General features: G+C 62.4%; 5 protein-coding genes. All 5 read right to left on the reverse strand.

The genetic code is table 11. The annotated features are described in order from the left end of the window. Positions 1 to 220: 220 nt before the first annotated feature. Positions 221 to 520: a hypothetical protein gene (locus tag DM816_RS43305; protein ID WP_162908335.1), complete on the reverse strand. Its 300-nt coding sequence runs from the start codon at positions 518 to 520 to the stop codon at positions 221 to 223. After that, a complete protein-coding gene (locus tag DM816_RS39820) occupies positions 490 to 1,503 on the reverse strand; it encodes an IS1634 family transposase (protein WP_117215641.1) in 1,014 nt (337 codons plus the stop codon). The genes DM816_RS43305 and DM816_RS39820 overlap by 31 nt, the downstream gene beginning before the upstream one ends. A gap of 111 nt (positions 1,504 to 1,614) precedes the next feature. Beyond that, on the reverse strand, positions 1,615 to 1,818 hold the full coding sequence (locus tag DM816_RS43310; protein ID WP_162908336.1) for a hypothetical protein: 204 nt from the start codon (positions 1,816 to 1,818) through the stop codon (positions 1,615 to 1,617). A gap of 769 nt (positions 1,819 to 2,587) precedes the next feature. Next, complete coding sequence (locus tag DM816_RS39830) at positions 2,588 to 2,848, reverse strand: hypothetical protein (RefSeq protein ID WP_117215643.1); 261 nt, start codon at positions 2,846 to 2,848, stop codon at positions 2,588 to 2,590. Next, on the reverse strand, positions 2,848 to 5,579 hold a 2,732-nt coding region (locus tag DM816_RS39835; RefSeq protein ID WP_281274407.1), incomplete at its 5' end, for a polymorphic toxin-type HINT domain-containing protein. The genes DM816_RS39830 and DM816_RS39835, both read right to left, overlap by 1 nt.

Genomic DNA, 5,579 nt, shown 5'->3' on the forward strand with positions numbered 1-5,579 from the left:
GGCTGGACACAGGTCGCTTCTTCGATGCCACAACATCCAGTGTGGCCTCACGCAGCGTCGTGGTGGTGGTCATCACGGCACCTTTCCCGCCGAGTCCTCACTCAGCGTGTCGGTGCCGGAAACACCGTTCGTTACACAGTCTCACCGAAGTTACGTGAAGTTTGACAGGCGAACCTCCTGCTGAGCGGGGGGTTCGTTGTTTTTGGGTTGGGGGTTCTGGCTACGTGAGGGTGATCGGGATAGGGGTGGCGAGGAGTTGGAAGGCTTGGCGTTGGGTGGGTGTGGGGTCGGTGAGTTGGTCGAATTCGGTGCCGTTGATGTGGATGCGGTTGCGGGTCAGGGTGCCCAGGTGGGTGAGCAGGGTGCGGAAGGAGCGCACGGGCTGGCCGGTGTGGTCGTGGTGGCGGGAGGCTTTACCGGCGGCGGTGGCCGAGCGTTGGGCTGGGGCGACGGGGTTGTCGCGGGCTGGTGTTTCGGTGTCGGTGTAGGTCAGCGGGCCAGAGTTTGGCGTAGGTGCCATACGAGGTAGGCGGCCAGCATGCAGATCAGGACGTGGGCTTTGACGCGGCCTTCGAGGCGGTGGTGGATGGGGCGCAGGGCGAGGTCGTCGGTTTTGATGTGCCGAAAGTCGCGTTCCACGTTGGATAGTTGTTTGTAGGCGGTGACCACCCCGGCGGCGTTCAGGGTGCCGGCATTCACGCTGGTGCGGATGACGTAGATGCCGTCCAATGCCTTTTCGGCGTCGATGCGGGCCTGGTGGCGTTGGTAGGTGAATTGTGTTTGTCCGATGTGGATGGTGAAGTGTTTGGCCATCTTGTACCGGTCGATGACTTTGCCGACCGCCACGCCTATGGCGTCAGCCCCGGACAGGGCGCCGCCATCGACGCGTGCGGCGATTCTTGCCAGCAGGGTTTCGGTGGCGGCCAGCAGATCCTCGCGTTTACGGGCACGCTGGGTGGCCAGGGCCGGATTGCGGCAGCAGACCAGCCGCTCGTCGGGGTAGTCCGGGTGTGTGATTTCAGCCAGATCTTGGGTGTCGAACAGCGACATTTGCAGCGGCCCGTTATCGGCGGCGAGTTTGGCGATCGCCGGTGCGCGTGGGCAGGTCAGCCAACCCAGCCGGGTGTCTTGTTTGAGCGCGTCGATCCGCGCGCTGGTGATCATGCCGCGGTCGCCGACCATCACCAGATCCGCCAGCCCGAACCGGTCTTTGACCACGGTGACCGCTTCGACGAACGCGGTCGGGTCGGCGGTGTCGCCGGGAAAGACCCGCACCGCCACCGGTCGCCCGGCCGGGTCGGTCAGCAGCCCGTACTCGATCTGTGCTTTGCCCTTCTTGCCGTCGCGGGAGTAACCCCGCGCCGCCAATGGACACCGGGTGCCTTCCACCCAGGATGACGACAGATCGAACAGCGCCATCCGTGACGGGTTCGCCTTCGCGGTCAGGTGCCGGGCGGCAAGCTTGGCCTCAATCGAGTCTTGACGGCCGACCAGCCAGTCCATCGTGCCGGACGCAGACCCCGCCGCGCCGTGGAATCTCGCAAATGAAGAAATCGCGCGGCCGACGCGATTTCAGATCGCCAGCGCCGCGTTCGAAGGTGAACAGCGAATCCATCACGCCGCGGGCACACTGACCATCGCTGACTCGCTCATCGCCCAGGCCGAATAGACGAGCGACACGCCGAAGCGGAAGGGATTAACGCGCTCGGCATCGCCGCCCTCTACCCGAAACTGGCTCTCCACCGGGTCGGCCACCGTCACCAAACCCGTACCGTCTGGCCTATGCTCGTCGGAGACAACCGTCGCCGCAAGGCCCACCAGCCGCCCACCTCCTAGTCATGCGTACCGACGGTGGGCGTGAGATCGGGGTGAAACCGTTCTTGGTCCGCCGATGTTGGCCTCGGGGACCCGGTTGAACTGATGGACGCCGCTTTCGAGTCCGACTCGCTGAGCTCGTTGCGTTGCCCCCTTTGAACCCGCCTGGGTCAGGGTCCGCGGGGCGTTGAACCCGCAACGGGACGGGAACCGGGGCATCCCGGCAACGCGGGGCCAGCGCCATAGTCGTCAGGGAGTATGCGGCGGCGGTCAGTTCCAATACATACCAAGGATCCGGCCAGCGAGACCCGCCCCGAGGACGGGCTGCAGGCCGGATCACCTGATACCGCTTGTCCCCGAACCGAGTCTCACCTGTCGCAGTCTTGAGTTTACGGCCGGCTCTTGCCGTTCAATGGCATGCGTGTGCCAACGGCACGGACTTAATCGCTTCGGCCAGTTTGCAGATGTTGCCGACCACGGGGCCGTACCGGGACAGATGCTTGCGGCGATCGTCCCCTTCAACCGGAAGGCACAGTAGCCCGTCCTCCTTGGCCCACGCCAGCTCTGAACATCTGTCACTGACGAACGCGACCCGGCTCGGCATGATCCCAAGGCACTGCACCGCATCCGAAATGGACGGATTCATGTTTCCCTGCCGGCCGATGACCGCACCGACCTGGCGCCAATACGCTTGGTAGTGGCACCACTCCGGTCAAGATATCGGCAACGATCGACTTTCGTTCGCCCTTATCTGACGTTCATTCCTTGTCATTCATAGGCGATCAAGTTCGTTGCCATTGCTGTCGAGAATTACATAATCGCCGGGATATGGAACCCACACCCCGATGCCGTTCTGCCAGACCACCACTTCCACCTCTGGAAGCGCGCCAATGGGAAGTTCAAGATAGATGAAGTCCTCTGGAGCGAGCGCGAAGGTAGTTCCTACGGGTTCGAAGGTAACCTCCACGCTCGCGTTGTAGGCCGCCTTGAAGCGAAGGCGTGTAGTTGCGGCGTCAGCGTCGCTCACCAGCATCAACTCCAAGCATCGATGATTTCCTGAAGAAGCGTAACCCTGTGTCCGGCCGTGGCTCCGCCCTTCCCATCCAGTTGAGCACTTCGATAGAAGTCCTGAAGTTTTTCAGCGTCGCTGCGACTTGCCAGATCACGCAATTGCTGTGGTGTTCTGGTTCCAATCAGGTGCTCGGGATTACCGCTTCCCCAGATGCGACCGCCTACTTGTTGAATGGTTCCACCCTGCAAAGTCGGGACACCAACCCGCGTAGTCCCCGATGTCAAATCAACGACGTTTCCATTGCCATCGACTTCGAATCTGGGGCATCCATTCGTGTTGTGCACCAGGACCGGAGTGCTACCAGCCAGGACGTAGTAGGTGTGGATGTCGGCAACCGTAAGGTTGTTGACTGTTTGCTGTCTTGAGTAGTGACGGACCAGTGATACCTTTACCGTCTGTCCAGTGGCTGTCAGCAGGCGCGTGCCTGCTTCGAGCTGTCCCGCATCCACCCAGTCACGGGTGTCTTCTACCCAGAAGGGATGCTTATCCGTGGCGGTGATAACTTCATCGCCGCCAGAAGTCTGTATTGCGACGTCGACGAGGTCTTTAGCACCGGTGCCGGTGATAACGTCAGTGACTTCGCGTGGTTCGGTAATCCCTGTCTCGGGGTCGGTGGCAAGCACCGTGTCTCCGAGTTTAATGTACTTGATCGGTTTTGTAGAACCGTCTGCCAGGAGAACCTTTGTTTCAGGATCGAAGCTGTTGGCACACTTCCACGGCCTGAATACAGGGCTGGTCGGCGTTCCGAAAGGTTTTATCATTGCTCGACCGCTAATACCGCCGGCGACCGTAAAGCCGTATTCTGTCGCCGCGGCCGCGATGACGCCCCAAATTCCGAGCGGGCCCTCCACGGCGTTGGCGTACTCGGTGGAGAAGGCATCGATTGTCGCGGCATAGACCAGGTCGTACGCCCCGGTCATCAGCATCTTGTAGCACATGTCTTTATGCGAGCAGTAATCCATCAAGGCTTTGATGAGCTGCTCTACTGTCGGCCCGCCCTCGACCTGCGGTACTTCGTATTCATTAACGAAAACCTGGCCGTTATCGGTGACAAAGATATCGAATCCCCACCCGTCTTCGTCCACCTCGTGCGAGAAGACCGTATTCCCAGACGGCAGACCGGAACCAGGGGCCGATGGAGACTTTGGGCCTCCGGGTTCGCCAGGTCCGGGATTGGTCGGTGCTGTTGGGCTACCGCCTTCACGCGGCTCTTTTTTCCACAACCCCGACGGGTCGGAGAACGTGGTCGGGTTGCCGTTAGCGTACGCGTAGCCGTGCCATTGTTGTGGGTCGGTGAGGTCCATGATGGGGTCGACGGAGATGAATCGGCCGAGGGTGGGGTCGTATTCTCTGGCGCCGAGGTGGGTGTAGCCGGTGGTGTCTTTGGTGCCGCCGACGTAGCCTTTGGTGCCCATCCAACTGGTGGGTTGGGTGCCGCGGTCCTCGCCGTAGGGCAGCATCCGCCGCCGCGTGGCCGACAGGGTGACGGCGTCGATTTGAACCATGCTCGTGTTTTGGTGGTTGGTGCAGATCCATTTCAGTCCGGTGGGGTCGCGTACGGCGATGCCGGCGTAGTAGCGGGTGCCCAGCACGGATCCGCCGCCGGAGGCCAGGTCCAGTTCGGTGCCGTCGGGTAGGTAGAGGGTGGTCTTGGCCGGGGTACGGGCGATGAGACGCGTGCCACCGGCGTCGTACACGTATGACGTGGTGGCGCTGGCTTCGGTGATAGTGGCGAGGTGGTTTTCTTTGTCCCAGGTCAAGGTTTGTGCCATCCCGGTGGGGGTGGTGGCCGTCAGGGTGTTGCCGGCGGTGTCGTAGGTGTAGCTGCGGGTGGGTGTGCCGGCGAGGGGGCCGGTGGCGGTGACCTGGCTGAGTTGGTGGGGTTTGACGCCGGCTGTGGTGCCGACGGTGTAGGTCCAGGTGGTGTCGGTGCCGGCAGGGTTCTTGTCGGTTTGGGTGAGCCGGTTACCGATCGCGTCGAAGGTCCATTGCCGCCAGTATGGGTCGGCGCCTGCGCGTTGCGGGGTGGTGCAGCCGGTGCCCAGGGTGGTTTGGGTCCAGGCTTCGGTCAGGCGGCGTAGGTGGTCGTAGCGGAAGCATTCGGTCTGGTCCGCGGTGCCGTCGGTTTTCCCCGCTGCAGAGGTGATGTTGCCAGCCGCGTCGTAGCCGTAATCGTAGACGTACTTTTCGCTGTAGGTGCCGGGCGTGGTTGGTGATTCCAACCAGGTGCGCAGGGAGGTCAGCCGGCGGGTGCTGCCGGAGTAGTGGTGGTCGAGCAGGACGCGTTTGCCTGCCGCGCCCAGCCGAAGTTTGCTGATCAGCCCGTCGTAGGTGTACTCGTTGTCGGCCAGATAGGGCTGTGAACCTCCGGTCCAGGCCCCGGTCAGGGTTTGGGTGTAGCCGTTGTTGTCGTAGCCGTGGGTGAGCGTTTCGGCTGGGAGGCCGCCGACGGCGGGCAGGATAGTGGTGGCGGGTGCGCCGTTGGGTTTGTATGTGTGGTCCCAGGCGTAAGTCGCCGCTAGGGCGCCGTTGACTGCACTGTTGGGGATGACGGTTTCGGTGTGCAGCGGCCGGTAGCCGTCATCGAAGGCGGTGACCCGGGTGGTGTAGGCGTCGGTACCGACGTAGCGGGTCGACGACGTGAGTTGGCCTTTCATCACGGTGTCGTAGGTCCACTCGGCCATCACCGGGC

This window comes from Allorhizocola rhizosphaerae, assembly GCF_003426775.1.
Taxonomy (GTDB): Bacteria; Actinomycetota; Actinomycetes; order Mycobacteriales; family Micromonosporaceae; genus Allorhizocola; species Allorhizocola rhizosphaerae.

Bases quoted from the DNA above. Each gene is read 5' to 3' on its own strand.
- DM816_RS39820 (WP_117215641.1), bottom strand. From the start codon at position 1,503: ATGGACTGGCTGGTCGGCCGTCAAGACTCGATTGAGGCCAAGCTTGCC.
- DM816_RS39830 (WP_117215643.1), bottom strand. From the start codon at position 2,848: ATGCTGGTGAGCGACGCTGACGCCGCAACTACACGCCTTCGCTTCAAG.
- DM816_RS43305 (WP_162908335.1), bottom strand. From the start codon at position 520: ATGGCACCTACGCCAAACTCTGGCCCGCTGACCTACACCGACACCGAA.